This is a genomic window from Methylomonas sp. Uni0009, from assembly GCF_054188105.3.
This window is the reverse complement of the sequence record NZ_JBTAFN010000001.1, coordinates 1,390,929-1,416,953: the sequence shown is the minus strand read 5'-3', so window position 1 is coordinate 1,416,953 and position 26,025 is coordinate 1,390,929. Positions and strand designations below refer to the sequence as shown.

Genomic DNA, 26,025 nt, shown 5'->3' with positions numbered 1-26,025 from the left:
TGTCGAAAAATTTTACAATGAGTGTTGCATTTAATGCGTGTCCGGTTAAAGTGACCGATCCGATAAATTCGACCGCCAACCTCACGGAGTAACGTGTGTTTCCCGTTAAGTCATGCAAATTTGCCCTGCTCGGGCTTATCCTCAGCCAGCTGCTTTGCTCGCCCACATTGGCCGCCCCGGTCTCGCCGATGTACCGGCCATCCTCGGCGCTGACCGGCCAAGATCTGGCCGTCATCGTCAACGACGCCGATCCCTTGAGCGTACAAATCGCCGCTTATTACCAAAAGCAGCGGCAAATTCCGGCGGAACAGATGATACATGTGCGTTTTGCACCGAATCAGGCCGTGTTGTCCAAACAACAATTTGAGCAAGTGAAGCAGGAAGTCGATCAAAAAACGCCGGCACATGTGCAGGCCTACGCGCTGACCTGGCTGCAACCGTTTCGCGTCGATTGCATGTCCATCACCACGGCCTTCACAGCGGGTTTTAGCGAATCCTTTTGTGCCAAAGGCTGCGTACAAACCCATAACAGCCCTTATTTCACCTCCGAAACCGATAAACCGTTTAAAACCCACGGCTGGCGGCCCACCATGGCCGTGGCGGGTAAAACCTTCGCGGAAGCGAAAAAACTGATCGATACCGGTGTCGCCTCGGATTATTCGCATCCGCAAGGCTCGGCATACTTGTTAAAAACCTCGGACCAGGCGCGCAGTTCCCGAGCCGCGCTGTTTCCGAAAGTGGCCGAATCGCTGGCCAGTTTTTGGCCTGTGCATTATCTGGAGCAAGAGTATATTGAGGGACGCCAGGATGTGATGTTTTATTTCACCGGACTGACCAAAGTGCCGCATCTGGCTGATAACCGCTATTTACCGGGCGCTGTTGCCGACCATCTCACGTCTACGGGCGGCGTGATGTCGGGTAGCGACCAAATGAATATCATCGAATGGCTGCGTGCCGGCGCTACCGCCAGCTATGGCGCGGTGGTGGAACCGTGTAATTTTCCGGCCAAGTTTCCCAATCCGGGCGTATTGATGTATTTCTACTTGCGCGGCAGCACTGTGATTGAAGCTTACTGGAAAAGCGTCGCCCAACCTGGCCAGGGGATTTTTGTCGGCGAACCGTTGGCAAAACCGTTTGCTTATCAACCGCGCCAAACGCCGGCGCCTTAGTAGGCATCCATAAAAACCCTTTCCCCCAAGAAGGTGGGATTTTAGCAGTCACCCCACATCTGCCTCTTCATCCGCGACGACAAGCCGATTGCGGCCGGCTTCCTTGGCGACGTAAAGCGCTTGGTCGGCACGAGTTAACAGATCGAGCCGATTGCCGCCATGCACCGGATAAATCGCCACACCTATCGATACCGTCACCTGCGGCAACTGATGATTACCAAACTTCAGCGATAGGCTTTCGATAGCCACGCGCAAAGCGTCCAGACGTTGCAAGATTTTGTCTGGCTGGATTTCAGTTGTGACCACCACGAATTCTTCGCCGCCGAAACGGCAAACCATATCGCTGCCTTCCCGAAAACCGTTCATCAATTGCGCGGTTTTTTTCAAAACTTCGTCACCGGCGTCGTGGCCGTAGTTATCGTTAAAAATTTTAAAATGATCGATGTCTACCATCGCCACGGCCAGCATTTTGCCGCAGCGGCTCATCCGCAATAATTCCCGGTCCAACACTTCTTCCAGAAAACGCCGATTGAACAATCCGGTAAGCGGATCGCGTATCGACAACTCGTGCAATTCCTCGCGCAAGCTCAAGTTCGCCAAGGCCAGCCGGGCGCTATCGGCGGCGGCTTCGGCTATCGATAGCTCGCGTTGAATATCTTCCGGGTGACCACTAGTAAACCGATGCTCGATGTAAATCAAACCCAAAGCCCGCGAATGCGCCAGTAACGGAATGCACAGATAAGGGCTGGTTCCCGGTTTTACGTGGCTGCAAACCGGATTGATACTCTGGCCGACGCGCGCCATATGAATGCAGCCGCGCCGCATGCCCCAGCATTCGTCCGGGGTAAACACGGCTTCCAGTTCGCTTTCGCCACAGCCCCAAGCATCGGCCAGCACCAGCGAATTGCCAGCGGCGTCCAGCATATACAGACCGCCGACGGAATCGGCAAACAAACGTACCAATGCCGCTTTGATAATCGGATAGGCCTCGTCCATTTTTTGACAGCTCTGCAACAAATCGGTCATTTCGCGGATTAATTGCATATGCAATATCGCCGCCTCCAATTCGGTTTGGGCTTTTTTTAAGGCGGTGACGTCCCGCGCGGCGGCAAAAATCCCGGCGACGTCGCCTTTCTCATCCCGATAAACCGAGGCGTTGTACATCACCTCGGTGATCTGGCCGGAGGTATGGCAGATAGCCAGTGGATAATCCGTGACTTTGCCTTGCGAAAACGCCAGGCGATAACCGTCGCGGGCTTTTTGCGGATCGGTAAAGTAAGTGGAAAAATCGCTGCCGATCAATTGCTGCCGCGGTACGCCGGTGACTTTTTCGGTAGCGCTGTTCACGTCCATGATCTTACCTTCCGCGCTGATAGTCACCAGCGGATCGAGACTGGCCTCGATCAGGCTGCGCGCATAGGAGGTTTTAAGATTTTTCATTGGCGCGACTCAAGGCAATCGCAGTTCATGAATATCGGCTACGCTTATTCAAATGCCTCGCCCCATTGTCCGAGATAAAACCGCTGCTCCAGGGCCGCACGGCTGCGTTCCGCCTGCTCGCCGGCTTGAAACTCTTCGGCTAAGTTATCCGCCTCGGCTTGATAGCCTAACGCCAACATCGCCATCGGCGTACAGTCGTCCGGTAAATTCAGCACTTGCCGGGCTTTATCGGCATCGAACCCGCCCATTTGATGGGTAATCAAGCCTAAGGCGTTGGCTTGCAAGCATAAGCTCAGCGTGGCAGCGCCGGTATCGTAAGCGGCAAAGCGGTTGGCTTTGCCGTTGTGATTGAAATTCTGCATCGCCACCGTCAAGATGAACACCGGGGCGTTTTTGGCCCAGAGCTGATTTTTTTCGACAATCACCGATAGCGCGGTTTCCCAGGCTGCGAGATTGCTGGATTTGTCGCAAACCACAAAGCGCCAAGGCTGGTCGTTAAAACAAGACGGCGCCCAGCGCGCCGCTTCCAGGCAAGCGGTCAAATCCTGGTGGCTGACCATTTTATCCACGGCAAAAGCCCGCGGGCTCCAACGGCTGGCGATCAAGTCGTGAATCTGAACCTGGGTGGTGGCGCGTTTATGTTGCATGGTTGAGCCTCTTCTGTGTGCTTAAGTAATTTTTAGTGCATGCCGGACCAGTAGTTTGCCGACCCTGTGCCACGCATAAACCCGCCGGTAAATTTCCTAAATCAGCAAACCGGATACGCTAACCGATGGTAACTCGCCGACGCCGTCCCGTCTATTTTTAGCACGGTTCAAGGTCCAGCGCCGAGTAGGCTTTATGCCACTTGGCACTTGGTGCTAAAATCGCGCGTTTACTATCATCCTTAGACTCATTCGGCTAATCGGCGCAACCGTTATTTTCAGCGGCCTAAGTCCGCACCCAGCCGCTGGAATGCAACGCAGACAACATCATGACCATGGATTACAAACAAACCCTGAACCTCCCCAAGACCGAGTTTGCGATGAAAGCCAATCTGGCGCAACGCGAACCGGAGATGCTGAAAAAATGGAACGAAAACCAGCTCTATCAAAAAATTCGCGAGGTGTGCGCCGGCCGGCCTAAATTTGTGCTGCATGACGGCCCTCCCTACGCCAACGGCGCGATTCACATCGGCCACGCCGTCAACAAAGTGTTGAAGGACATCATCGTCAAATCCAAAACCCTCAGCGGTTTCGATGCGCCTTATGTGCCGGGCTGGGATTGCCACGGCTTGCCGATTGAGTTGATGGTGGAAAAGTCGGTCGGTAAGGCCGGTGTCAAAGTGTCGCCTGCCGAGTTTCGCAAGGAATGCCGCGCTTACGCGAAAAAGCAGGTCAATATCCAAAAAGAAGAATTCATCCGCCTGGGTGTGTTGGGCGATTGGGACAATCCGTACTTAACCATGGATTTCGCCTTCGAGGCCGACATCGTCCGCGCCTTAGGCAAAATCGCCGCCAACGGCCATCTTAGTAAAGGCGCCAAACCGGTGCATTGGTGTACCGATTGCGGCTCGGCGCTGGCAGAGGCGGAAGTGGAATATGAAGACAAACACTCACCGGCCATTGATGTGCGTTTCGCCGTCGTTGATGAACACGCTTTCATGACCAAGTGCCATCACGCCGGTGACCGCGAAGGCAAAGGCCCGCTGTCGGTGGTGATCTGGACCACCACGCCGTGGACGTTGCCGGCCAACCAAGCCGTGGCTTTGAATCCGGATCTGGAATACGCGGTGGTGCAATGCGAAATCGACGGCCAAACCGAGCGCTTGGTCATCGCCGAAGCCTTGCTGAAAGACGCGGTACTCCGTTACGGTATCGGTGAACATCATATCGTTGGCTACTGCAAAGGCGCGGCATTGGAAAACCAATTGTTGCAGCATCCGTTTTACGACCGGCAAGTTCCGGTGATCTTGGGCGACCATGTCACCACCGATGCCGGTACCGGCGCGGTCCACACCGCACCCGGTCACGGTCAGGAAGACTATGTCGTAGGCATGAAATACGGCTTGCCCGTCGACAATCCGGTCGGCAGCAACGGCGTATTCTTGCCCAGCACCGAATTGTTCGCCGGCCTGCATGTGTTTACCGCCAACGAAAAAGTGCTGGAAGTATTGCGCGAACGCGGCAAATTGCTGCATCACCACGCCTTGCTGCACAGCTATCCGCATTGCTGGCGCCACAAGACCCCGATCATTTTCCGCGCCACGCCGCAATGGTTCGTTTCCATGGAAAAAAACGGCCTGCGCGATACCGCGTTGAACGAAGTGAAACGAGTAGAGTGGATCCCTGATTGGGGCCAAGCCCGTATCGAAGCCATGCTGAATAACCGGCCGGACTGGTGTATTTCTCGCCAGCGTACCTGGGGCGTACCGATTGCCTTTTTCGTGCATAAGGAAACCGGCGAACTGCATCCGCGTACCGGCGAGTTAATCGAGCAAGTGGCCAAACGCATCGAACAACAAGGCATAGACGCCTGGTTTGAATTGGATGCGGCGGAGCTGATCGGTGCCGATGCCGAGCATTACCAAAAAATGACCGACACGCTGGATGTCTGGTTTGATTCCGGTGTGACCCATGCCGCCGTGTTGGAGCGCCGCGAGCAACTGCGCTTCCCGGCTGATTTGTATCTGGAAGGCTCGGATCAACATCGCGGCTGGTTCCAATCTTCCTTATTGGCATCGGTAGCGATGAACGACGTCGCGCCTTACAAACAAGTATTGACTCACGGCTTTACTGTCGATGCCGAGGGCAAGAAAATGTCCAAATCCAAAGGCAACGTGGTGCTGCCGCAAACCGTGATGAAATCGTTGGGTGCGGATGTGTTGCGCTTGTGGGTGGCCGGTACCGATTACCGCGGCGAAATGTCGGTGTCCGACGAGATTCTGAAACGCACCTCGGACGGCTACCGGCGCTTGCGCAACACCGCGCGCTTCCTGCTGTCCAACCTGGACGGCTTCGACCCCGCACAACATCTGGTCGCCAAGGACGATTTGCTGGCGCTGGACCGTTGGGCCGTCGATAAAGCCTGGCAATTGCAGGAAGATATCAAAGCCGCTTACAGCGCGTATCAGTTCCAAAGCATTTACCAAAAAGTGCTGACCTTCTGCAGCATCGACTTGGGCGGCTTTTACCTGGACATCATCAAAGACCGCCAATACACCGCCAAGGAAGATTGTCTGGCCCGCCGCTCCGCGCAAACCGCGATGTACCATGTCATCGAAGCGCTGACCCGCTGGCTGGCGCCCATCACCAGCTACACCGCTGACGAATTATGGCAATTCATTCCCGGTCAACGCGGCGAATCAGTGTTTCTGGAAACCTGGTACGAGGGGTTGTTCCCGCTAGACGCCAACGCGACGATCAGCCGCGATACCTGGGACAAAGTGATGGCGGTACGCACCGTGGTGTCCAAAGAGTTGGAGCAACTGCGCGGCAAGGGAGCGATTGGTGCCTCGCTAAACGCGGAAGTGGAATTGTATTGCGACGAGGCCTATGGCGCGGAGCTCAACAAACTGGCCAGCGAGCTGCATTTCGTGTTCATCACTTCCAACGCCGGCGTCGCCGACATGCAATTCTGCCCGGACGATGCGGTAGCGACCGAATTGGACGGCGTGAAATTGAAAGTGACGGTATCCGAGCATCCAAAATGCGTGCGCTGCTGGCACCAACGTTACGACATCGGCGAAAACCCTGAGCATCCGGAATTGTGCGGCCGCTGTGTAGAAAACGTCGCCGGCCCTGGCGAGACCCGTCGTTATGCTTAAGTGGTTGTGGATTTCCGCAGTCACACTGGTGCTGGACCAAGCCAGTAAGCTGGCGGTGGACGGTTCGATGCAGCTATTTGAGTCGATACCCTTGCTTCCGTATTTCAATCTGACCTACGTGCATAACACCGGTGCGGCATTCAGCTTTCTAGCCCAGGCCGGCGGTTGGCAGCGCTGGCTGTTCGCCGGCTTAGCCGTGGTGATGAGCGGCATCATTGCCGTCTGGCTTTATCGTTTAAAAAAACACGAGACTTTGATGGCAGTTGCCCTGGCTTTGGTGTTGGGCGGGGCTATCGGCAATCTGATCGACCGGGTGGCTTACGGTTATGTGATCGACTTTCTGGATGTCTATTACCAGGACTGGCATTGGCCGGCGTTCAATATTGCTGATTCGGCGATTTGCGTGGGCGTGGGCTTGATGTTGTTGGAGAGTTTTGGGGTTGGGCGCAAAACTGTGGATGTTTTGGAATAGGCTTTTCGAATTACTTTTTGATCAAACGTTAGCCAAAAACTGTGAATTCTGCTTATTTCCCCTCTTTGGAAAAGAGGGGTTAGGGGAGATTTTCCAATCAGGTGTCGCTAGCGCGACGGCTGGTTTTTAATGTCGGGTCTCGGCCCGACAGCCGAGATACTTTCTTTTGCTTGGCCAAAAGAAAGTATCCAAAGAAAAGGCGGCCCGGATGCCGCTTATTTCCTCCGCTCCTCGCTTTTGCCGAGGGTCGGCAGAAGGGGCTTCCCAGCCCCTCCGCCGACGTGCGGCGTCCCTGCCGCACCCCTTCGGGCATTTCTCGCCAAAAGCTCCGGTGCTTCGGCGCGGCATACGGGAGAAACCGCGCCCGAGATTTGAAGAATGTAAATATAGTGAGGCAGATCCGAGCTGCGAAGGGTGGGTATTCGGAGGAATTAAGGATATTCAGCGCAAAAAAATACAGTAACCGTGGATAAGGGGAAAGATCAGCTGGTTTTTCACCAGCCTGTTAGGGCTTATTGCCAATAGCGTATGGCACCGAATAATAAAAGGCATTATGCGAGGCATAGCAGCTACGCCTTTTGACACCTTACGTCGCTAACTTAATCATGTGACATATAAGCAAAACTGACCCTCCAGACTAATTGGGTAAGAATTATTAATCACCATATTGTTAAGGACAGTACCATAGAACTTGTTTTCCTCGAGTACGCCAGTCGCTGAGGCAGACAAGCTGATAAACATGTTGTTCGGTAACCTAACTATTTTCCAGGTATTCATATCAAGTAACTCTTCACCAGCAGGGAATATGACTGATTTTGAGGATGTAAAACGGGTTGGCGTTATTGGGTCAGTGGAAATATATGAGTCGATCGAGACCAGCTCAACAGTAGCTAGACCCATACGCTCATTGAGTTCTTGAAATGAACGAGTTGGAGCATGCGTTTCTAAAAAAACGACCATTCTGTTTTCTGAATCCCTCTCTACCGCTCCAGAAGTTATTGATATTTGTAATGCCTCCAGGGCTGGCATAGGGAAACTACATTTTTCGTAGTGAATGTGTCCGCCAGTTATCCGAGCGATTGATCGGAGGCCAGGGCCAAGGGCAGGATTTATATCAATAACTTGTGCTGGATGATCTCTGAGTACAGCCTCTGGAGACAGCAAATTTTGCAGCACACCCATGGTAATTTGATCACTGAGTTGTTCGTAGTCAATTGACAAAATAGGCGGTGATTCAGCCCCACGATTGGTTTGATATATCAATAGGTGTTTGCCGTTACATAACGAAAAATAAACCGCTCGTATTTCTGGGTGATTAGCATATGTCCATGCTTGTTCTATCTCATCAGCGTCAATGGCACAAGATGGCGCTTTAGCTTCGATCACCCAACGCACCTCCCCACCCGCTTCTAGAATGTAATCAGCCTTCCCTCGCAAAACCGGATCCTTTTTGGAATCCTTTCGGCCCAGATATATTCTCGGGTAGCGAAGAGACTGCTCTCGTAAGACATTGTGTTTCGACGCTGATCGATAACCCAATTCTCGAATCAACGGTGCAATAATTTCCTCGCGTACATCGGTTTCATTGAGTTTTGTAAAATCCATGTCTTAAGTACTCTCTATTCTGAAAAAATTATTTGTCATCTCAACCTTTAGGATTAGGATCTCAGGTTCTTACGGCCATAGGATGCTGCCGAGGCACGAGGCGCATCGATCATGACCGTTGCGCCTCGCCGCTGGCTCGGCACAACCTATGGATGCGCAACTTTTCGCGTTGATCGTACCAGATTGAATTTCAAATCCGCGGCGGGTTTTCTCCCTTCTGCCGACCCTCGATAAAAGCTTTGGATCGCAGGACAAATCGGCAGGATAGCCGATTTGCATGCATCGCACCCGAAGGGCGAGGCACTGGGATGTGCCGAGTGAGCTAAGCGGCATCCGGGTGGCCTTTCTTTTGGTGACTTTTCTTTGGCCAAACAAAGAAAAGTTACTCGGCTGTCGGGCCGAGACCCGACATTAAAAACTAGCCGTCGCGCTAGCGACACCTATAACACCAACCGCATTGGCATCATCCCCGAAATCTCAAATCCCGCCCGCGGCACCGTCGCGCAGAAAAATTATTCTTATCCGTTGATAACCTAATAAGAGGGCAGTTTTGAGCTAATTGGGAACGCAAACCCAGCCACGCTAAGGTCAAAAATCCCACGTCAAACAAGCTGCTAAACCACCACTCACACAATTCCGCGAATTTGAATGACGGTAGTTATATTGCGCTACAGATTGCAAAAGTTCCGGGCAATTTGTTTCCTTATAGGAAACAAATCATGAATAAAATGCCTGATTGTAAATATTTTTGGTGGGTATATAGTGAAGTCGTACTTACAAAACGACTAAACATAGTCAAGGTGGACCCCATGAATATTTCAAAAAACATTTATAGAGACGTGATGATTGGCTTGTTTTTTGTCACCGGCGTGCTCAGCTTCGTCTCCGGTCAATTTATCCTATCCACACTTTTATTTGGTTCCGCATCATTGGCCAGTAACTTGAATCAAGCAACACCTGCGCGGGTTTAAGAGTGTAGGCTGGCCGCTATCGGCAACTTGTGGCGCAGACTCAAATGCGGGCATTGCTAATCAAGGCGGAACCTTATGGGTATTTTTTTAACCAAAGCCAAATCATCGACACATTAAAGATCCTTACTGTCATTCACAGCCAAGCATAAAGCCATAGGAGAAATACCATGAATTTACGTTATGCAAATATGAAAAGTGCGCTCGAATTTTTATATGCGCCTCCCGTCACCCTGGCGATTATCGAATCATGGAGCGATGACGAGTTTGATGATGTGTTGGACTGGATTGAACAAATGACTCGTCGCAATTGGCATCGAATACTTCAGCGACCAGAAGTGTTGGTGCAACAAAGGCCGGATGTTTTGAATGTATTGGATGTTGAAATGTAATGGATAAATTCAAATACGGCGTTTTTCTGGGCGTTATTATTAACTCGCCCCCTAAATACCATTCGCCTTGAGTCTATCGAAGGGGGCGCCAGCCTGGGCTTCGATGGGCTCAGCCCGAACGGCACCCGTGTCACATTGTTCCACTCTAGCCAGGGGTTGAGCTTAGACTCTCCCTCGACTTGGCGCTGCGGCTATCTAGGGATAAAAACCTTCACTTCGCTATCGCTGCGCTTCCAAAATTGATTACGCCAATCATCATCAATGTACTGAATGGTTCGTGATGAATGGATGTCATTTAACAGGGCTCTAACGATCCAGTATGGTGTTGCCTAACCCAACAACTTACTGGAGATGATAATGAACCGTGGAATCCTATTTTGCACCGCCATGGTGTTTGCAGCCTTTGAGGCTTTGGCGGATGGCAATTCTCATTTTGATGTATTCGCCAACCTCGATAACGGTCCTGGCAATGTCACGGCAACCGCCAACGGCCGGATCATCATGAGCCAACATCAGTTTTATCAACCGCAATACACGGTGGTGGAATACAAGGATCAAACCTTGCTGCCTTTTCCGAATAAGGAGATGTCCGCAGCGGATTCGACCGCACCGATCAAACTCGACTCGGTGCTGGGTATCCGCTCCGACGCCAACGGCATCGTCTGGATGCTGGACAACGGCATGCGTAGCGGCGTGACGCCTAAGCTGGTAGGGTGGAATACCAAAACCAACAAACTCCAACGGCTGATTTACCTGCCGGCCCCGATTGCCCCGAAAGATGCGTTCGTTAACGACTTTGCATTGGATGCCAACCACAATCATGCCTTCATCAGCGATCCGGCGGGCGGCGCGAATGCCGCCTTGATTGTGGTCAACCTGTCTACCGGTGCGGCGCGGCGGGTGCTGGAAGGCCATAAAAGTGTGGTGCCGGAAAACGTCGATTTGGTCATCGACAATGTGCCGATTCAGGTGAAAACCCCGGCGGGCGAGTTGGTCAAACCGCATATTGGCGTCAATCCGATTACCGAGGATTTGGCCAACGAATGGGTCTATTTCGGGCCGATGCACGGCCTCAGTCTTTACCGGATTAAAGCGGCGGATTTGGTCAACGAGTCGTTAACGCCTGAAGAACTGGCAAAGCAGGTGGAACGCTACAGCGACAAACCGATTTCGGACGGCATCAGCATTGATGAAAACAACAATATTTATCTGGGGGACTTGGCGAATAATGCGATTGGCGTGATCGCGCCTAACCGACAATACCGGCAATTGGCGCAGTGTCCAAGGCTGTCATGGGTCGATTCCTTCAGTTTTGGCGCTAACGGCCAACTCTATGCGGTAGTGAATCGCTTGCATCGCTCAGCCACACTGAACGGCGGCGACAACCAATCCAAACCGCCTTACTTTCTGTTGAAGGTCAAAACCTTGGCCGCGGGCCTGCCAGGACGTTAAAGATTGATTTGAGATGCGCTTATTTTCCGGCCTATGGCGTTGATTTGTTCGCGCAACCAACCGTGGGCCGGGTCTTTTTCCCATAGCGGATGCCAAATCATCGCCAAATCGTAGTCCGGTAAACTCACCGGCACGGGTAATACTTGCAGCGGCACCAGTTTCTGAAAAGCTATGGCCAAGCGATAAGGCAAAGACAAAATCATGTGGGTTTGGGCCACGATCAAGGGTGCCGATAGAAAATGCGGCACGATGAAATTGATACGCCGCTCCAAGCCCAACTCGGTCAATTTCTCGTCTATTACCCCCAATTTATCGCCGGTTCGGGAGATCAGCATGTGCGTCCCCGCCAAATAGTCCTCCAACGACGGTGCGGCTTGGATGGTGGGATGATCCTGCCTGACCACGCAAGCCATGCGATCCATGAATAAATGTTCGCAGTGCAAATGCGCGGGCGGATTCAGTACCGAGGCAAAGCCCAACACCACATCCAGACTGCCGTTTTCCAACTGCGCCAAGGGAAAAGCAGATTCCGTACGTTTGACATGAATATCCACGCCCGGCGCCGTTTGCTCTATCAATTGCGACAACTCTGGCAAGATCAAAAACTCCATGTAATCGGTCGCGGCGATGGTGAAACGGCGCTGACTGGATGCCGGATCGAAGGCCTGGGGTGCCTCTAGCAATCGTTCCATTTCCTGTAACAGACTGCGTACCGGCTCCACCAAGGCCAGCGCCAGTGCGGTCGGCTGCATGCCGGTGGGCGATTTAACCAAGACTGGATCGTTCAATTGCTGGCGTAAGCGGTGCAAGGTATGGCTCATCGCCGACTGGGTGACGAACATGCATTCCGCCGCGCGGGTGACATTGCGCTCCCGCATCAAAACATCGAAAGCCAGCAATAGGTTTAAGTCGAAAGTGCGTAGGTTAGCCATCCTGAGTTCCTCAAAAAATTCGGCTGCATACTAAACAAAATCGCTGCTGGCCGGTATGAACAGTCTTGATGGTAGCGGATGAAATTTCACCATTTCACAGCCAAGCCTTTTCTCCCTACCTTATACCCCGAGCGCGTCGTCCAAGCCTACAAGGTTTAACTCCCCCCAAGGGTAGCTTTTCGGTTGGCGGCGCGCCCAAATACTCAATGGCAACAGCCATTCACTAAAACGCATTACGGGGGATTCTTACCATGTCTGCACAAATTCCAATTTCAACATTCAAACCTTATCGGGGCGAAAAAGCCCGGCTGGCCAGAGCTTACGATTATCTGATTCTGGTACTGGCCCTATTTTTATTCATCGGCTCGTTCCATCTGCATTTTGCCCTGACCGTCGGCGACTGGGATTTCTGGGTGGACTGGAAAGATCGGCAATGGTGGCCTTTGGTCACACCCTTAATCGGCATCACCTTTCCAGCGGCTGTTCAAGCTGTGTTATGGGATAAGTTCCGGCTACCTTTGGGCGCCACGCTCTGCGTTGCAGCGTTGTTGATCGGCACTTGGGTTGCCCGAATCTTTGCCTATCACTACTGGAATTTCTTTCCCGTCAACATGGTGTTGCCGGCCACCATGGTGCCGGGAGCCTTGGTACTGGATACCTTGTTGATGCTGACCAACAGCCTGACCATTACCTCCATTTTTGGCGGTGGCGCGTTTGCCTTGTTGTTCTACCCCACCAACTGGCCGATCTTCGGCATGTTCCACCAAGCTGTCGAATACCACAACAGCCAGCTGACTGTGGCCGATTTATTTGGTTTCCAATATATCCGCACCGGCATGCCGGAATACCTGCGCATCATCGAACGCGGCACCTTGCGCACCTACGGCCAGTACGCCACACCTTTGGCGGCGTTTTGTTCGGCGTTGTTGTGCTCGTTGATGTATCCGCTGTGGTGGTACATCGGTAAATGGTTCGCCACCACCCGTTATCTGAAAAAAATCTAAGGAGGAATGGTCATGAAATCACTCTTTAAACCTTGGCTGTTGGCGTTGCTGTGCGTCAATGTATTGTCGATATTTGCAGTACCCACCGCGCAGGCACATGGCGAAAAAGCCCTGGAGCCGTTCATCAGGATGCGCACCATCCAGTGGTACGACGTGCAATGGTCCACGCAAAAATTCAACGTCAACGATGAAGTCAGCGTCAGCGGCAAGTTTCATGTCGCCGAAGACTGGCCGATCAGTGTGCCAAAGCCGGAAGCCACTTTCCTGAATATTTCAACACCTGGGCCGGTACTGATCCGCACCGAACGTTACCTGAACGGCAAACCATGGACCAACTCGGTAGCCCTGGAGCCGGGCGGCGACTACGAGTTCAAGGTGGTCATGAAGGGCCGTTTACCGGGTCATTATCACATCCATCCGTTTTTTAATTTAAAAGACGCGGGTCAGGTGATGGGCCCTGGGGTGTGGCTGGACATTGGCGGCGATCCCGCGGACTTTAGCAATACCATTCAAACCATCAACGGTGAAATGATCGACATGGAAAGTTTCGGCTTTGCCAATGGGGTGTTTTGGCACCTGTTCTGGGGAGCGTTGGCGGCTGCCTGGCTGTTGTGGTGGGTGCGCCGTCCCTTGTTCATCAGCCGCTACCGGATGTTGGATGCCGGTTTGGAACATGAGTTGATCACAGCTCGGGACAAAACCATCGCCAAGGCCGTGTTAGTGGGCATTCCGGTATTGGTATTGGTGATTAATTCCGTAACCAATAGCCGTTATCCGGACACCATCCCATTACAAGCAGGACTGGATAGAATTTTGCCTTTACCGGCTCAAGTCAATGCCGGAACGGTCAATGTCGACACGCTAAAAGCCGAATACAACGTGGCGCAACGTGCCATGGTGTTGCAGGTTAGTGTCGATAATCGCAGCCAAGGGGCGGTCAGGATAGGCGAGTTTTCCAGTTCCAACGTGCATTTCATGAATGATGATCTATCCGAGGTAGGCAACGTGCCCGGCAAGGACGACGTCAGCAATAAAGGCCTGAGCCTGAATGACAACACGCCTATCGCCCCCGGCGAACAACGTACCGTCACTATTGAAGTGCGCGATGCGGCCTGGGAGTCGGAAAAGCTGGATGGACTAATCAAAGACGCGGATAGCCGAGTGGGTGGCTTACTGTTTCTTTACGACGACGTGATGGGAAAACGCTATATCTCCAGCATTTCCGCCGCCGTCATTCCCAAATTCAATTAATTCAGGAGCACACATCATGGCTACCACGACAGAACATGTTAGCTTAAGCACCGAAACCCCAAAATCATTGCCTTGGTATTTGATCGACTTACCTAAGTACCTAAAGGGTTTTGGTCTATTAGCGGTTATCTACATCAGTTTACGGTTGTATCAGGGCGCTTTTGCCATCGCGCACGGTTTGGATTCCACGGAACCGGCGTTCGAACAGTACTGGATGCGGCTGTTTTATATCGAACTGGCGGTTCTCGCCGTCGTCGTCAGCGGCTTTTGGGGTTACTTATGGACCACGCGCGACCGGAATCTGGATCAGTTGGCGCCCAAGGAAGAAATCCGCCGCTATTTCACCTTGACGATGTGGATCAGCATCTACACCTTTGCGGTGTACTGGGCGGGCAGTTATTTTGCCGAACAGGACAATTCCTGGCATCAGGTGGCGATCCGCGATACGCCGTTTACCGCTAATCACATCATCGAGTTTTACTTCAACTTCCCGCTGTACGTGATCCTGGGCGGCTGCGCCTGGTTGTATGCTAGAACCCGCTTGCCCTTGTATGCCAAAGGCATCTCCTTGCCTTTGACCTTGGCGGTGTTCGGACCCTTCATGATCTTAGTCAGCGTCGGATTCAACGAATGGGGGCATACCTTCTGGTTTAGAGAGGAATTCTTCGCCGCGCCTATCCATTGGGGATTCGTGATTGGCGTATGGTTTGCCCATGGTGTGGGCGGGATATTGTTACAAGGCGTGACTCGGCTGATCGAGCTAATGGAAAAAATCGAAGACGCCGAATAGGTCTGCTTTGGGATGCAACTGGCATGAAGAGCGCATCATAACAAGGCTGCCGTACCCAAGGTAGGTCGGGCTGAATGCAATGGGTGCGGTTCAAATTGATGTGAAAAATCAAAAAACCGCGAAGCGAAAAAAGCCGAAGGCTGGTTTTTATCCCCTCATACCGCCCCGAGCATCGCAGCCTTTGACGAGAAATTGCCCGCAGGGGCGCGGCATGGATGCCGCGCGTTTTTCGCAAGGGCTGGGATGCCCTTTCGAAAAACCCTCGCCAAAGGCGAGAAGCGCAGGATTAAGGCGGTATGCGGGGCGGCCTTTTCTTTGGTTTCTTTCTTTTGGCCGAGCAAAAGAAAGAAACTCGGCTGTCGGGCCGAGACCCGACTTTTAAAGTAGTCTCGCGAAGCGTTTCCATACCTTACTAATCAACCCACACGACCATGTTTCAATCCAAATCCGATGTCGCCATGCCAAAGAGTCACGCTGATTCAGTTCACTATGCCTGGGTCGTACTCGCGGTGACGTTTCTGTGCTTGTTTATGGCGTCTGCACTGCGCTCCGTTCCAGGGATCATCATGCTGTCTCTGGAACAGGAGTTTGCCTGGAACCGGGAAACCATTAGCGGCGCGATTTCGCTCAACCTGCTGCTATTTGGCCTTGCCGGTCCCTTTCTAGGTCGATTGATGGATGTCTACGGCGCAAAACGGATCAGCGTTATCACTTTAATTTTGTCGGTGGCGGGTGCCGGCGGCAGCGTTTTTATGCAGGAATCCTGGCAACTGTATTTGCTTTGGGGATTGCTGATAGGCGCAGGTTCGGGCGGCACGTCGATGATTATGGGCTCGGCGTTGATCAATCGCTGGTTTCATAAACACCGGGGGCTGGCCTTAGGCATATTGGGGGCAGCTTTCTCCTCCGGCCAGTTAGTGTTCACCCCGGTGCTCATGCAGATCAATGTGCATGAAGGTTGGCGCGCAGCGACGATATTTATCGCCGTAGGCTTGGGGCTAGTGGCTTTACCTTTGGTCCTGAGATTTTTAAGAGACGATCCCAAATCAAAAGGCCTATCGGCCTATGGGGAGCATGGCGTTCATAGAACAATGCTTAAGCCTGATCAAAATCCCATGCGCTCGGCCATGCGCAGTCCGCAGTTCTGGTTGTTAGCCTTGAGTTTTGGCATTTGCGGTTTAACCACCTCCGGGCTTTTTCAGACCCATTTGATTCCACACGGCATCGAACACGGCTTCACTGAAATGACCATGGCCATGTCCTTAGGCGTCATGGGTGCGGCCGATGTGTTCGGCACCATTTTATCCGGCTGGTTGTGCGATCGCTACGGCAAGCGCTGGCCGCTGGCGTTTTATTACATAGTCAGAGGCGCAACGCTGATAGTGCTGCCCAGCATTGATACCACCGGACAATTAATGCTGTTCTCGATTATCTACGGCATGAATTGGTTGTCCACCATTCCGGCAACCTCAGCCTTAACCGCGGATTTATTCGGGAAACAAAACGTCGGTGTGGTGTTCGGCTGGATCTGCTTCGCGCATCAAATCGGCGCGGCGATTGCTGCCTACAGTGCCGGGTATGTCCATAGCCTGGTGGGTGATTACCACCTGGCTTTTGTGGCGTCAGGTCTATTCGCTTTTATCGCAACCGGTATCGTTCTTTTCATAAAAGAACCACAAACTGTTCGTTTTTAATTTAATTTTGGAGGAATAACATGCCCTTAGTTCGAATATCGTTAATCAAGCAAGAAAATAAAGAGTTCGGGAGAAAGATTGGCCAAATCGTTCACCAAGAAATGGTGCGCACAATCAATGTACCCGAAAAAGATTGTTTTCAGGTTATTACCGAGCATGATAATAATTCTTTAATTTACGATTTCAATTATCTTGGTATACATCGAAGCGATGGCATCGTTTTTATACAAATAACCTTGAATGAAGGCAGAGGTATCGATTTAAAGAAATCACTTTATAAAAACATAGCCGATAGTCTGCATAATCAGCTAGATATACGCAGAGAAGATGTCTTAATAAGCCTTGTTGAAGTCAAAAAGGAAAATTGGTCGTTTGGGAATGGCATTGCGCAGTATGCGTAATAAGCGGTCAATACTTCTGCGTTTCATTAATCTGATTAAATGTTTTTAAAAATAGGGGGTTATTATGTCAATCGACATGTATCAAGCGTCAATACAAGTTTTTATCAAAATGCTGGGCAATTTATCGAAAATACTAGATAAAGCAGCAATCCATGCCGAAGCGAAAAACATTGATCAATCGGTCTTTATAAATTACCGTTTGGCCCCCGATATGTTTCCGCTCAGCAAACAAGTGCAAATTGCAACGGATATGGTTAAAGGCTGTGCCGCGCGCCTGGCGGGATTAGAGATTCCATGCTACGAAGACAATGAAACCACCTTTGCCGATTTGCAGGCTCGTATATCCAAAACCATCGCTTTTATCCAAGATGTAACCCCGGCGCAAATAAATGGCACTGAGAACCTGGCTATTAATTTCAAGATTGGCGGCGCCGAGAAAAGCTTTGTCGGTCTTCCATACGTGTTAGATTTTGTCCTACCTAATTTTTATTTCCACATCACGATGACCTACGCAATCCTTAGGCACAATGGGGTTGAATTGGGGAAATCGGACTTTTTGGGCGTGGATTAATTCCGCATTTGAATTATTCATGTCTTTTGTTTTCCATAGGTAGAATGCGGTGTTTTGCCTATGGTAGCGCTGTTCCTTAGCCTGGAATAGGCAGAGTCTTGATCACGGCTTGGATCTCAAGTTATGGCTGATTCGTAGCAAGGCAATCCAGATGGGAATAAACTAGTTCTTTGGCGTTAGCTATATAATCTGAATTGCAATTCGTTTGAGAAAATAGGATTGAGCCATGCATTAACATGGCAATTTGTGATGCTAATGTTTTTGGCTGACTTACCCCGCATTGATTGGCGAGGTTTAGTATATGCGTCCAAAAATTATGAATTATCCTGATCGCCGCTTGATGCACAGGATCATCCTTGATTGGAAATTCCGAAAGCGCATTCAAAAACGGACTGCCTTTGAACTCTCCACTTTGAATTAAATCATTATAAACATCCAGCATCGCCAATAACTTATCTTTCGGATCAATCATTTCGGCGGCTATGTTTTCGTATCGGGACATGAATAATGCTTCCTGACGCAGAAGATAGGCAGCGATTAAGTCGTTTTTCGACGCATAATATTTATAAAGACTCATTTTAGACACTTCAGCTTCTTTCAAAATACCATCTATTCCGGTTGCGCGAATGCCGTGCTCATTAAAAAGATGAGTCGTAGCGGCTAAAATTTTATCCTGAGTTTTATTTGACATTTTTAATCAATATAAATCAAACGCTATATTATGGCGCCCAATAAAAATTCTGCATTCATCCTTTGTTCGCTGGAGTTTGAGTAAAAATCGTCATGAAACAACGGTGCATGCAAATTTTTTAAAAAGCGCCTGGTAATAAATCAATGAAGTTTAATGGCGATATAGAAACTCGCCGCTAGGCGCGGATTTTTTGGTAATCCGCGCGACTAACGACTCGTTGCTCAGCCTACCCGTATCTGTGAAGAATGTCTGTCATACGCCAACCAGCCCCGTGCCTTTCCAGATGCGATTTATAGCGGTCTGTGGAGTTATCAAAAAACAGCGCATGTTATTCACATAGAAAACAATCAAGATTGCGTAGCTAGGCGTGGCGCGGACTGGCCGGTTTGCGTCGCCGCGAAGAGATCGGAGCGGTGAGCGTCGTATCGATCCCAGTGCCCGGCGTCAGCCAGGGAGGGCCAGGTGACCAGCTCGCCTTGGTCGAAACCAGCCAGCGCGGCATCGACAAGATGCTCGGTAGTCATCACCGCTTCTTCTGGAAACGCGGTCAGTGGCATCCCGGCGGTATCCCAAAGTTCGGTGGCTGTGGCGGCAGGCAACACCACTTGCACCCTAATCCCAGTATTTGCCAGTTCTTGCTGTAGCCCGCGACTGAAATTGAGCACGAACGCTTTCGTGCCGCTGTACACCGAGCTCACCGGAAATGCATGAACAGCCAATACCGAGGCGATGTTGATAATGACACCGTCGTTGCGTGCCTTGAACGCAGGCAGTACGGCATGCGTCAATCGCGTCAGCGCCGTGATATTCAACGCGATCTGCGACAAGGAGTCTTTCACTGGCGCTTCCGCAAAAGGGCTGAGTCTGGCAATGCCGGCATTGTTGACCAATAGACTGATAGCGGGATTGGCAGCGAGAACGGCTTCAAGACCCGCGAGGTCTGTTTCGTTCTCAAGATCGGCCACCCGCGTTTCGGCCTTGATGCCGTAAGCCTGCTCTAGTTTGGCGGCGAGATTTTGCAAGCGGTCGCCGCGCCGGGCGACCAGCAAAAGGTCATATCCGCGTTGAGCTAGACGATCAGCGTAAACTGATCCTATGCCGGAAGAAGCACCTGTTACAACAGCGATTTTTTTAGATGAAGTCATGGTTTTTTACCTTTGGATGTGTTTGAAAAATGTGGAGCTTTGCTTGTCTTCTGTTTACTGCATCTTGACGACGACTTTCCCCCTCGAACGCCCCTGAGCGAGGTAGGCAAGCGCATCTTTGGCTTCCTCGAACGGAAACACCTTGTCGATCACAGGCTTAATACGCTCGGCTTCGAGGAGTTTGCCGATGTCGCCGAGTTGATCGCCATCGGGACGCACGAACAGAAATGAATAAGTGACTGCCTGTTTTCTGGCAAGCCGTGTGATCTTGCGGCTCATCAGTCCGAACACGAACCTGAGGAAGAAATTCAAGCGCTTGGCATCCGCGAACGCCGCATCCAGCGGCCCGATCAGCGAGACGATCTTGCCCCCCGGCTTGAGGATGCCGACGGATCTCTCGAGCTCGCCCCCCTTGAGCGTGCCAAGCACCGCGTCGTAGCCGTGCAGCACTTTCTCGAATTCCTGCTTCTTGTAGTCGACGACTTCATCTGCTCCCAGGCTGCGCACCAGTTCAACGTTGCCCGTACTGGTGGTGGTTGCCACCGTGGCGCTCAGGTGCTTTGCCAATTGGATCGCAAAGGTGCCAATGCCGCCTGAGCCTGCCGGGATGAAAATCTTCTGGCCGGCCCGAAGATTGGCGCGTTCCTTCAGCGCTTGCCAGGAGGTAAGCCCGACCATCGGAATGGATGCGGCCTGCACGAAATCCAGATTGGCCGGCTTCAGCGCGGCGGCGCTCTCCGGCACCACCGCAAATTCGGCAAGCGATCCTTTACCAAGATCGAAGATACTGGCGAAGACCGCATCGCCGGGCTTGAAGCGCGTTACGCGGCTGCCAACCTCAGTCACCACGCCCGCCAGATCGCTGCCCAGCGTGGCCGGAAGCTGGAAATGCAGGACCGGCTTGAACATCCCGGTCGGAATCATGTTGTCGATCGGGTTCAGGCCCGCGGCGTGGACTTTTACCAGCAGTTCGTCCGCCTTCAGTGTGGGACGAGAAATGTCGGAAAAACCGATCTCGGGCGACTTGCTATAGCGTTTGAAGGTGAGGGCTTTCATGGTTAATGTGCTATTCACAAAAAATTCCTTGTTGCTAAGTTCAGACTAAATCGGTGTTGAAATGCGACTTGGTTTCCATAACGCTGGACGACGAACGCCTTCATGACATTTGTGGTTTTTTTATTGCGTCGAGCCGCAGATCTTTACGAAGCCCTGCGTCCAATACGCGAGCAGGCGCAAATCGGCGTAGCAAGCTCAAGCGCTTAGCGAGATCGCCGGCGGTATATCGGAGCTTGGGACGAGTCGCTCTGGCTGCTTTCAGCACCACATCGGCCACGACTTCCGGCTCGTCGGCAATAGCCATCACTTCCTCCAGCACCTTGTCCAAGATCACGCGGGTTTCGTGATACTCCTCAAGCTGCGAATCGGCCGCCAGCAGGTTCGCGTCGAACTTCGTTTTTGTGTATGCGGGCTCGATGACGGAGACCCGGATTCCTCTGGTACGCAACTCGTGATCGAGCGATTCCGAATAGCCTTCGATCGCGTGCTTGCTCGCGGCATAAATGGCCATATACGGCATCGGCAATACGCCAAGCACGGAGCCGATGTTGATGATGCGACCGCTGCCTTGGCGCCGCATATGGGGTGTAACGGCGCGAGTCATGCGGACAATGCCGAAGAAGTTGGTATCGAAAACCGACTGGGATTGTTCGATCGAACTTTCTTCCGCTCCGGCAGGGGCAACCCCGAATCCGGCGTTGTTCACAAGCAGGTCAATGCGTCCTTCCCGTTGCATCACCTCGCTAACGGCAGCTTCGACGGAAACATCGCTAGTCACGTCGAGAGGCAGCATCTGAAAAGGATGTCGATTCGTTTGGACGGCCCGTCTGCTGGTCCCGTAGACCTTGTAGCCAGCCGCGGTCAGCCGCAGAGCGGTTGCTTCGCCGATGCCCGAGGATGCGCCGGTAACCAGCGCGACACTAATATTTTGCTTAATACTCATAACTCAAATCTCCTTGCGGGGTGGATTGTCTATCATCTAAGTGTTACTATCATTTCGGTAGTTATGTTACTACCAATTTGAAAGCAAGTCACTACCAAAATTGTATGAACGATAAAAATATTTGTGATGACCCTTGTCCAATCGCGCGCTGCTTGGCTTTTCTGGGAGACGCATGGAGTCTTTTGATTCTGCGGGATGCCCATTTCGGCCTCACCCGCTTTGACCAGTTTCGGAAAAACCTGGGAATCGGACCGGCGATCCTGACCCGCAGATTGGCGACTCTGACAGCGGAAGGCTTGTTGGAAAAAAGGCTTTATTCGGAACGCCCGCCGCGTGAGGAGTATGTGTTGACTGCCGCCGGCCGCGATTTTCTGCCGGTGCTGTTCACGATTGGAGCCTGGGGACGTCAATATCGCGGCGAGGGCCGGCTGGTGCGCATCTTGGACGCAGAAACGGGGGCAGAAATCAGACCGGTGCTTGTGGATGAGGTCACCGGGATAAAGATCGGGAATCGGCCGATACGCATTGTCGAGCCGGATGGCGACTAGGGGGTGTTGCTGCTTTGGAATGCTAGTTTTGAAATCGGACTGATTTGCCCAAGGGCTTGAAATTTTGAATCAAAAGAGCATTAAGCGATGCTTCGGCAGTTGTTCACGGACGAATACTGGAATAAATTCAAAGCCAGCGCGACGCGATATGACACATTGAAACGCCATGTTGAAAGCCTTGCCGCTTTGGCCTGCGCTTTTATTTGGTTGCCCAGTTAAAACGGCAACAGCCCTAATCAAACAAAGGGGTTTATGCAAAAAATCCGCTGCCGGAAATTGCGTATATTTCAGCCATTCGCCGCAATGGCTGAGCGTCAGCAAGCGCGTCGGGTAGATGCCGCCAATGCTTCCAGCAAGGTGAAATTGCAATGCGTTGCCAGGCAATCGGCCAGACGCTCGATGCCGGCTTCGCGCACCGCATTGAAATCCAGGGCTTGCGCTTGCCGATAGCCTGCCCAATGCAACAGCGCATCGCAGGCGGCGGGCAAATCGAATAAACCGTGCAGATAACTGCCCGCCACCTGTCCGTCTGCCGAAACGGTGCCATCGTGACCATCCGCTAGCGAAAATAAGGGTTGTGCCAGCGCCGGACCACTACTGACGCCCAGATGAATCTCGTAGCCCGCCACCTTTGTCGTTTGCCCATAAAACGTGCCGGTAGTTTGTTTCAAGCATTTTTCCGCTCGCAAAACCGTCTGCATATCCAATAAATCCAGGCCGGCAGCACTACCGGCCGGACCTTCCAGCCCCAGTGGGTCGTCTATGCTTTTGCCCAGCATCTGAAAGCCGCCGCAAATCCCCAGCAGTTTGCCGCCGTAACGCAAATGGCGAGCAATAAATTTGTCCCAGCCTTGCTCTCTAAGACGCGCTAAATCACTACGCACCGATTTGCTGCCGGGTAGCACAACCAAGTCTGCACCGGCTACCTGGTCCGGACTTTTCGCAAAACTGACTTGTACGCCGGGGTGCAATTGCAATGGATCGAAATCGGTATGATTGCTGAAGCTGGGCAAATGCGGCACGACGATATGAAACGCGCCGGTTTGGCCCTGTTGGGCATGCCGAGTGGATAAGGCATCCTCGGCTTCCAGATAAAGATCGTGCAAATACGGCAGCACGGCCAACACCGGCTTCCCGGTTCGCTGTTCCAGCCAATCCAAGCCGGGTTTTAACAACGCAATATCGCCCCGGAAACGGTTGATGACAAAACCGATCACGCGCTGTTGTTCGCTTGCTGATAGCAATTCCAGCGTGCCGACCAAGTGCGCAAACACACCGCCGCGATCAATGTCGGCGATTAGAATGACTGGGCAATCCACTGCTTCGGCAAAGCCCATATTGGCGATGTCACCGGCGCGCAAATTAATCTCCGCCGGACTGCCGGCACCTTCGACAATCAGCATCTGGTAATGAGCGCCCAAGCGTTGCCACGATTCCAGAACCGCTTGCTTGGCGATTTTTTTATAATCGTGGTATTGGCTGGCTGATTGGTTTTGCAGGACTTTGCCGTGAATGATGACTTGCGCGGTGGTGTCGGTATTGGGTTTGAGCAGCACCGGATTCATATCGCTATGCGGCGGCAAACCGCAGGCTGAGGCTTGTACGGCTTGGGCGCGGCCGATCTCGCCGCCGTCTATCGTTACCGCGCTATTCAATGCCATGTTTTGCGGCTTGAACGGCGCGACGGCGATGCCTTGACGCCGGTAATAACGGCACAAGGCGGTTACCAAGGTACTTTTGCCGGCGTCGGAGGTGGTGCCTTGCACCATCAGGGCTTGGAAAGGCGGCTTAGGATGCATCGGGCCAGCCGTTTTCGTAGACAAACGCTGATAAAGGTTGTGGCGTTGCCCAGTTTTCTAGTTCCAACATCGGTTTGGGGTAAAATTCGGCGACATGGCCCAAGCAAAGCACCGCAATCGGCCGGCTGCCGGTAGGCATTTTTAATAATTGCGCCAATGCATCCGGATCGAATAGCGATACCCAGCCCAGCCCCAGGCCTTCCGCGCGGGCGGCCAGCCACAGATTTTGAATCGCGCAGGCCGCCGAGGCCAAATCCATTTCCGGCAGGGTCCGGCGGCCGAAAATGTGTTGCTCGCGTCGATCAGGTAAAGCGACGATCAGCAATTCACCGCAATCGAGTATGCCTTCCACTTTAAGCTTCATGAATTCGTCGTGCCGTTCGGCGAGGGCTTCTGCGGTAAGTTTGCGTTCCTGTTCGACCAGCGCGTAAATATCGTTACGCATGCGGCGATCAGTAATGCGGATAAAGCGCCAAGGCTGCATCAAGCCGACGCTGCCGGCCTGGTGCGCGGCTTGTAATAGACGAGCCAAGACTTCGGCATCGACCGGATCGGAAAGAAAATGCCGCATGTCGCGGCGTTCGGCGATGGCGCGATAGACGCCGGCGAGTTGTTGGTCAGGGAAGCGGTGCGCGGCAGAGGCGTCTTGCGGTGCCGATTTGTGCTCGGGAGTTGCCGGCGAACGCGGCGATTGCTGTGTCATTGCAGCATGGCAACCATTAGCACGGCGGCTTCCGTTAGCTCGACCGCCGCACCGTAAACGTCGCCGGTTACCCCGCCCAAGCGCGAGACCGCGGTTTGCCGTACCCAAAATAGTAAGCCTCCGGCGAACAGTACGGCCGGTAAACCTAAAAACACCGCGGCAGTCAGGACGCTAATCACCAACACCGCTTGGATATGCGCTCTTGGCAATTGTTGCAATAGCGCCTCGGCCAGGCCTTTTGGGCGAATATAGTCAGTTGTCAGCATCAAACCCAGAATTGCGGTTCGGCCTAAAACCGGGGCCAGCAGCAAGGGGGCGAGGCGAGTTTGCTCGAACATGGCGGTCAGTGCAGCAAACTTCAGGACTAAAACCAGCACCAGCAAACTAACCGCAATCGGCCCGGAGGCCGGGTCTTTCATGATTTGCAGGCTACGCTGTTTGTCACCGTAGCCGCCGACCCAAGCATCGGCGCAATCGGCCAAACCGTCCAAATGCAGGCCGCCGGTCAGTAATACCCAGCCGGTCAAGACGATAGCCGCCAACAGCATGGGCGCACTGCCGGCAAACAGTATCGGCGGCAGGCTTAGGAGAACACCCAGTAGCAGGCCGACCGCTGGATAGTACAAAACCGAACGCCCCAGCAAGGGAGCGCCAGCCTCGTCACGACAGCTAACAGGTATGCGGGTCAGGAATTGCAAGGCAAGCAGAAAAGCATCCACGATTATTTAAGATGACGTCCCTTGGCATCTTTGTAGATATGGCCGGTTGCAATCAACACGCCTTCGATGAAGCCCCACATGACGCCAAAACCGCCGGTAACCAGCGTGACTATGGCTTGGGTGAAGCCGAGGAAATAGAAGCCCAGATAAATGCGATGCAAGCCGATCGCGCCGAATGCAATCCCCAACAAAGCCGCGACCAACTTGCTTTTGACTGGCTTGGCTTCCATCAGATAAGCGCCGACCAGGCTGACGTCGGTGACTTTATCTTCGTCGTGATCGAAATCCACATCATCGCCGACTTTGGGCGGCGCTTCCGATGTCCATTGATCCAGGTGGAATTCGTAGAATTGACCTTCGTATTTGATCACGCCGGTCTGGCATCTTTCATCGTAACTTTCTATGTGTCCTAGCATGTTGTTTACCAAATCAGTTGTATGTTTTTATTATTATGTGCAGCTGCCATTAGGACAGT

The 26,025-nt window shown here is 52.4% G+C and carries 25 protein-coding genes and 1 pseudogene; 14 read left to right on the top strand and 12 right to left on the bottom strand.

Going from position 1 to position 26,025, the window contains the following annotated elements; genetic code table 11:
* Nucleotides 1–95 precede the first annotated feature (95 nt).
* Entirely contained in the window at nt 96–1,169 is a 1,074-nt protein-coding gene (locus ACWAU0_RS06615) for a TIGR03790 family protein (RefSeq protein WP_523070771.1), read from the top strand.
* 48 nt (nt 1,170–1,217) lie between these two features.
* On the opposite strand, the gene ACWAU0_RS06610 is transcribed toward ACWAU0_RS06615, so the two are convergent.
* Together ACWAU0_RS06610 and ACWAU0_RS06605 are read right to left on the bottom strand one after the other, a co-directional pair.
* The gene (locus ACWAU0_RS06610) at nt 1,218–2,609 is read right to left on the bottom strand and encodes a sensor domain-containing diguanylate cyclase (protein ID WP_458138718.1); all 1,392 of its coding nucleotides are present in this window, start codon (nt 2,607–2,609) and stop codon (nt 1,218–1,220) included.
* A 44-nt stretch (nt 2,610–2,653) separates the two neighbouring features.
* A complete protein-coding gene (locus ACWAU0_RS06605) occupies nt 2,654–3,256 on the bottom strand; it encodes a nitroreductase family protein (RefSeq protein ID WP_458138717.1) in 603 nt (200 codons plus the stop codon).
* A 326-nt stretch (nt 3,257–3,582) separates the two neighbouring features.
* Between ACWAU0_RS06605 and ileS the strand changes: the two genes are divergently transcribed.
* Nucleotides 3,583–6,414: an isoleucine--tRNA ligase gene (gene ileS / locus ACWAU0_RS06600; protein WP_458138716.1), complete on the top strand. Its 2,832-nt coding sequence runs from the start codon at nt 3,583–3,585 to the stop codon at nt 6,412–6,414.
* Nucleotides 6,407–6,886 carry a signal peptidase II gene (lspA, locus tag ACWAU0_RS06595; RefSeq protein WP_458138715.1) on the top strand — a complete coding sequence of 160 codons (480 nt, stop codon included), beginning with the start codon at nt 6,407–6,409 and terminating at the stop codon, nt 6,884–6,886. Before ileS ends, lspA begins: the two co-directional genes overlap by 8 nt.
* A 603-nt stretch (nt 6,887–7,489) precedes the next feature.
* Here the strand turns inward: lspA and ACWAU0_RS06590 are convergent.
* Nucleotides 7,490–8,491, bottom strand: a complete 1,002-nt coding sequence (locus ACWAU0_RS06590) for a hypothetical protein (protein WP_458138714.1) — start codon at nt 8,489–8,491, stop codon at nt 7,490–7,492.
* Between the two features lie 719 nt (nt 8,492–9,210).
* On the opposite strand from ACWAU0_RS06590, the gene ACWAU0_RS06585 reads away from it, so the two are divergent.
* From ACWAU0_RS06585 to ACWAU0_RS06575, 3 genes are all read left to right on the top strand, one after another.
* Nucleotides 9,211–9,462, top strand: a complete 252-nt coding sequence (locus ACWAU0_RS06585; protein ID WP_033157546.1) for a hypothetical protein — start codon at nt 9,211–9,213, stop codon at nt 9,460–9,462.
* Between the two features lie 167 nt (nt 9,463–9,629).
* Nucleotides 9,630–9,851: a hypothetical protein gene (locus tag ACWAU0_RS06580; protein ID WP_458138713.1), complete on the top strand. Its 222-nt coding sequence runs from the start codon at nt 9,630–9,632 to the stop codon at nt 9,849–9,851.
* Between the two features lie 357 nt (nt 9,852–10,208).
* Nucleotides 10,209–11,303, top strand: coding sequence for an L-dopachrome tautomerase-related protein (locus tag ACWAU0_RS06575; protein ID WP_458138712.1), 1,095 nt, complete (start codon nt 10,209–10,211; stop codon nt 11,301–11,303).
* Here the strand turns inward: ACWAU0_RS06575 and ACWAU0_RS06570 are convergent.
* On the bottom strand, nt 11,300–12,235 hold the full coding sequence (locus ACWAU0_RS06570) for a LysR family transcriptional regulator (RefSeq protein WP_033157543.1): 936 nt from the start codon (nt 12,233–12,235) through the stop codon (nt 11,300–11,302). The genes ACWAU0_RS06575 and ACWAU0_RS06570 overlap by 4 nt on opposite strands.
* A 251-nt stretch (nt 12,236–12,486) precedes the next feature.
* On the opposite strand from ACWAU0_RS06570, the gene amoA reads away from it, so the two are divergent.
* From amoA to ACWAU0_RS06540, 6 genes are all read left to right on the top strand, one after another.
* Nucleotides 12,487–13,239: an ammonia monooxygenase, bacterial type, subunit AmoA gene (gene amoA, locus ACWAU0_RS06565; protein WP_033157542.1), complete on the top strand. Its 753-nt coding sequence runs from the start codon at nt 12,487–12,489 to the stop codon at nt 13,237–13,239.
* A 12-nt stretch (nt 13,240–13,251) separates the two neighbouring features.
* A complete protein-coding gene (gene amoB, locus ACWAU0_RS06560) occupies nt 13,252–14,490 on the top strand; it encodes a bacterial ammonia monooxygenase, subunit AmoB (RefSeq protein ID WP_458138711.1) in 1,239 nt (412 codons plus the stop codon).
* Between the two features lie 16 nt (nt 14,491–14,506).
* On the top strand, nt 14,507–15,280 hold the full coding sequence (amoC, locus tag ACWAU0_RS06555) for a bacterial ammonia monooxygenase, subunit AmoC (RefSeq protein ID WP_033157540.1): 774 nt from the start codon (nt 14,507–14,509) through the stop codon (nt 15,278–15,280).
* A gap of 431 nt (nt 15,281–15,711) precedes the next feature.
* Complete coding sequence (locus tag ACWAU0_RS06550) at nt 15,712–16,974, top strand: MFS transporter (RefSeq protein ID WP_523070770.1); 1,263 nt, start codon at nt 15,712–15,714, stop codon at nt 16,972–16,974.
* Nucleotides 16,975–16,994: 20 nt separating this feature from the next.
* On the top strand, nt 16,995–17,375 hold the full coding sequence (locus ACWAU0_RS06545) for a tautomerase family protein (RefSeq protein WP_458138709.1): 381 nt from the start codon (nt 16,995–16,997) through the stop codon (nt 17,373–17,375).
* Between the two features lie 64 nt (nt 17,376–17,439).
* Entirely contained in the window at nt 17,440–17,946 is a 507-nt protein-coding gene (locus ACWAU0_RS06540; RefSeq protein ID WP_458138708.1) for a DUF1993 domain-containing protein, read from the top strand.
* Between the two features lie 121 nt (nt 17,947–18,067).
* Here the strand turns inward: ACWAU0_RS06540 and ACWAU0_RS06535 are convergent, their stop codons facing one another.
* From ACWAU0_RS06535 to ACWAU0_RS06520, 4 genes are all read right to left on the bottom strand, one after another.
* Nucleotides 18,068–18,637 (bottom strand): TetR/AcrR family transcriptional regulator, encoded by a 570-nt coding sequence (locus tag ACWAU0_RS06535; RefSeq protein WP_458138707.1) that lies wholly within the window; start codon nt 18,635–18,637, stop codon nt 18,068–18,070.
* Between the two features lie 347 nt (nt 18,638–18,984).
* The gene (locus ACWAU0_RS06530; RefSeq protein ID WP_458138706.1) at nt 18,985–19,782 is read right to left on the bottom strand and encodes an SDR family NAD(P)-dependent oxidoreductase; all 798 of its coding nucleotides are present in this window, start codon (nt 19,780–19,782) and stop codon (nt 18,985–18,987) included.
* Nucleotides 19,783–19,836: 54 nt separating this feature from the next.
* Nucleotides 19,837–20,838 (bottom strand): NADP-dependent oxidoreductase, encoded by a 1,002-nt coding sequence (locus ACWAU0_RS06525; RefSeq protein ID WP_458138705.1) that lies wholly within the window; start codon nt 20,836–20,838, stop codon nt 19,837–19,839.
* 100 nt (nt 20,839–20,938) lie between these two features.
* Complete coding sequence (locus tag ACWAU0_RS06520; protein WP_458138704.1) at nt 20,939–21,781, bottom strand: oxidoreductase; 843 nt, start codon at nt 21,779–21,781, stop codon at nt 20,939–20,941.
* A 104-nt stretch (nt 21,782–21,885) separates the two neighbouring features.
* Between ACWAU0_RS06520 and ACWAU0_RS06515 the strand changes: the two genes are divergently transcribed.
* Nucleotides 21,886–22,329, top strand: a complete 444-nt coding sequence (locus tag ACWAU0_RS06515; protein WP_458138703.1) for a winged helix-turn-helix transcriptional regulator — start codon at nt 21,886–21,888, stop codon at nt 22,327–22,329.
* Nucleotides 22,330–22,455: 126 nt separating this feature from the next.
* Nucleotides 22,456–22,548, top strand: a pseudogene (locus tag ACWAU0_RS06510) (IS5/IS1182 family transposase); the annotation flags it as partial.
* 95 nt (nt 22,549–22,643) lie between these two features.
* Here the strand turns inward: ACWAU0_RS06510 and ACWAU0_RS06505 are convergent.
* From ACWAU0_RS06505 to ACWAU0_RS06490, 4 genes are read right to left on the bottom strand one after another with little or no spacing between them, the layout of a single operon-like run.
* Nucleotides 22,644–24,128 carry a cobyric acid synthase gene (locus tag ACWAU0_RS06505; RefSeq protein ID WP_458138702.1) on the bottom strand — a complete coding sequence of 495 codons (1,485 nt, stop codon included), beginning with the start codon at nt 24,126–24,128 and terminating at the stop codon, nt 22,644–22,646.
* The gene (gene bluB / locus ACWAU0_RS06500) at nt 24,118–24,831 is read right to left on the bottom strand and encodes a 5,6-dimethylbenzimidazole synthase (RefSeq protein ID WP_458138701.1); all 714 of its coding nucleotides are present in this window, start codon (nt 24,829–24,831) and stop codon (nt 24,118–24,120) included. The genes ACWAU0_RS06505 and bluB overlap by 11 nt, the downstream gene beginning before the upstream one ends.
* The gene (locus tag ACWAU0_RS06495; protein WP_458138700.1) at nt 24,828–25,550 is read right to left on the bottom strand and encodes an adenosylcobinamide-GDP ribazoletransferase; all 723 of its coding nucleotides are present in this window, start codon (nt 25,548–25,550) and stop codon (nt 24,828–24,830) included. Before ACWAU0_RS06495 ends, bluB begins: the two co-directional genes overlap by 4 nt.
* Before the next feature lie 2 nt (nt 25,551–25,552).
* Nucleotides 25,553–25,966, bottom strand: a complete 414-nt coding sequence (locus ACWAU0_RS06490) for a TM2 domain-containing protein (RefSeq protein WP_205451919.1) — start codon at nt 25,964–25,966, stop codon at nt 25,553–25,555.
* Between the last annotated feature and the right edge of the window lie 59 nt (nt 25,967–26,025).

Excerpts from the sequence above, each read along its gene's own strand:
- ACWAU0_RS06610 (WP_458138718.1), bottom strand. The coding sequence starts at position 2,609 with ATGAAAAATCTTAAAACCTCCTATGCGCGCAGCCTGATCGAGGCCAGT.
- ACWAU0_RS06605 (WP_458138717.1), bottom strand. The coding sequence starts at position 3,256 with ATGCAACATAAACGCGCCACCACCCAGGTTCAGATTCACGACTTGATC.
- ileS (WP_458138716.1), top strand. The coding sequence starts at position 3,583 with ATGACCATGGATTACAAACAAACCCTGAACCTCCCCAAGACCGAGTTT.
- lspA (WP_458138715.1), top strand. The coding sequence starts at position 6,407 with ATGCTTAAGTGGTTGTGGATTTCCGCAGTCACACTGGTGCTGGACCAA.
- ACWAU0_RS06590 (WP_458138714.1), bottom strand. The coding sequence starts at position 8,491 with ATGGATTTTACAAAACTCAATGAAACCGATGTACGCGAGGAAATTATT.
- ACWAU0_RS06585 (WP_033157546.1), top strand. The coding sequence starts at position 9,211 with ATGAATAAAATGCCTGATTGTAAATATTTTTGGTGGGTATATAGTGAA.
- ACWAU0_RS06580 (WP_458138713.1), top strand. The coding sequence starts at position 9,630 with ATGAATTTACGTTATGCAAATATGAAAAGTGCGCTCGAATTTTTATAT.
- ACWAU0_RS06575 (WP_458138712.1), top strand. The coding sequence starts at position 10,209 with ATGAACCGTGGAATCCTATTTTGCACCGCCATGGTGTTTGCAGCCTTT.
- ACWAU0_RS06570 (WP_033157543.1), bottom strand. The coding sequence starts at position 12,235 with ATGGCTAACCTACGCACTTTCGACTTAAACCTATTGCTGGCTTTCGAT.
- amoA (WP_033157542.1), top strand. The coding sequence starts at position 12,487 with ATGTCTGCACAAATTCCAATTTCAACATTCAAACCTTATCGGGGCGAA.
- amoB (WP_458138711.1), top strand. The coding sequence starts at position 13,252 with ATGAAATCACTCTTTAAACCTTGGCTGTTGGCGTTGCTGTGCGTCAAT.
- amoC (WP_033157540.1), top strand. The coding sequence starts at position 14,507 with ATGGCTACCACGACAGAACATGTTAGCTTAAGCACCGAAACCCCAAAA.
- ACWAU0_RS06550 (WP_523070770.1), top strand. The coding sequence starts at position 15,712 with ATGTTTCAATCCAAATCCGATGTCGCCATGCCAAAGAGTCACGCTGAT.
- ACWAU0_RS06545 (WP_458138709.1), top strand. The coding sequence starts at position 16,995 with ATGCCCTTAGTTCGAATATCGTTAATCAAGCAAGAAAATAAAGAGTTC.
- ACWAU0_RS06540 (WP_458138708.1), top strand. The coding sequence starts at position 17,440 with ATGTCAATCGACATGTATCAAGCGTCAATACAAGTTTTTATCAAAATG.
- ACWAU0_RS06535 (WP_458138707.1), bottom strand. The coding sequence starts at position 18,637 with ATGTCAAATAAAACTCAGGATAAAATTTTAGCCGCTACGACTCATCTT.
- ACWAU0_RS06530 (WP_458138706.1), bottom strand. The coding sequence starts at position 19,782 with ATGACTTCATCTAAAAAAATCGCTGTTGTAACAGGTGCTTCTTCCGGC.
- ACWAU0_RS06525 (WP_458138705.1), bottom strand. The coding sequence starts at position 20,838 with ATGAAAGCCCTCACCTTCAAACGCTATAGCAAGTCGCCCGAGATCGGT.
- ACWAU0_RS06520 (WP_458138704.1), bottom strand. The coding sequence starts at position 21,781 with ATGAGTATTAAGCAAAATATTAGTGTCGCGCTGGTTACCGGCGCATCC.
- ACWAU0_RS06515 (WP_458138703.1), top strand. The coding sequence starts at position 21,886 with ATGAACGATAAAAATATTTGTGATGACCCTTGTCCAATCGCGCGCTGC.
- ACWAU0_RS06505 (WP_458138702.1), bottom strand. The coding sequence starts at position 24,128 with ATGCATCCTAAGCCGCCTTTCCAAGCCCTGATGGTGCAAGGCACCACC.
- bluB (WP_458138701.1), bottom strand. The coding sequence starts at position 24,831 with ATGACACAGCAATCGCCGCGTTCGCCGGCAACTCCCGAGCACAAATCG.
- ACWAU0_RS06490 (WP_205451919.1), bottom strand. The coding sequence starts at position 25,966 with ATGCTAGGACACATAGAAAGTTACGATGAAAGATGCCAGACCGGCGTG.